The organism is Streptomyces kebangsaanensis, from assembly GCF_001906585.1.
Lineage (GTDB): Bacteria > Actinomycetota > Actinomycetes > Streptomycetales > Streptomycetaceae > Streptomyces > Streptomyces kebangsaanensis.
The window spans coordinates 2774-3502 of the sequence record NZ_JUJA01000057.1; the positions used below are offsets into that span (position 1 = coordinate 2774).

The window sequence follows — 729 nt, forward strand, 5'->3', positions numbered from 1 at the left end:
CCCGCCGCAGCAGCTCGTCGAGCGGAACGACGAGGCCGGTCTCGCGCGGCACCGCCTCGTCGAACGTCAGGTGCGTCGTGCCGTCGCCGGTCCGCAGCGACTCGACGGCGCGGTGACGGCCGTCCCGGCCGGTCTCCTCCACCTGTTTGTGCTGCATCTGCAGGTAGCGCACCTTCACCCGCAGGACGGCGCTCGCGTCGCGGACCCGCAACAGGCACTCGGTCTGCTGGTACCAGGAGTCGGCGGAGCCGGCGACACCGATCGTGACGGGGCCGTCGCGCTCCACCCAGTCCCGCGGCAGCAGCACGCCGAACTGCCACCGGACCCGGTTCTTGGCGGACGAGCGGCGGTACGGGTAGAGCAGATAGCCCTCGTAGAGGACGGCGTCGGCCACCGCGCTCAACTGCTCGAAGGACGGCCCGCCGGGGCCGTCGGGCACAGCGGTGTCGTCCACGGCATCGGCGCCGCGCACGGCACCCTCGACCACGGCATCCGGCATCCGGCGCCTCCTTCCGATTCGCGGATGCGCCATTCCTTCCACCACGGACACGCCGCTCACGCGCCCCCGGCCCCCTCCGGCCCAGTGCCGTTGGGCCGTCCAGGGGAACCCGGGGGAGGACGGAACGCACGACGGAGGCGCCATGCAGACGTTCCTGCCGTACCCCGACTTCACCGAGTCCGCGCGTGTGCTGGACCGCCGCCGGCTGGGCAAGCAGCGGGTCGAGGCGG

At 73.1% G+C, this 729-nt stretch carries 2 pseudogenes; one reads left to right on the forward strand and one right to left on the reverse strand.

Going from position 1 to position 729, the window contains the following annotated elements:
- A pseudogene (locus tag RH94_RS42750) lies at positions 1 to 499 on the reverse strand (hypothetical protein); the annotation flags it as partial.
- A 154-nt stretch (positions 500 to 653) separates the two neighbouring features.
- On the opposite strand from RH94_RS42750, the pseudogene RH94_RS42755 reads away from it, so the two are divergent.
- Positions 654 to 729, forward strand: a pseudogene (locus RH94_RS42755) (MSMEG_6728 family protein); the annotation flags it as partial.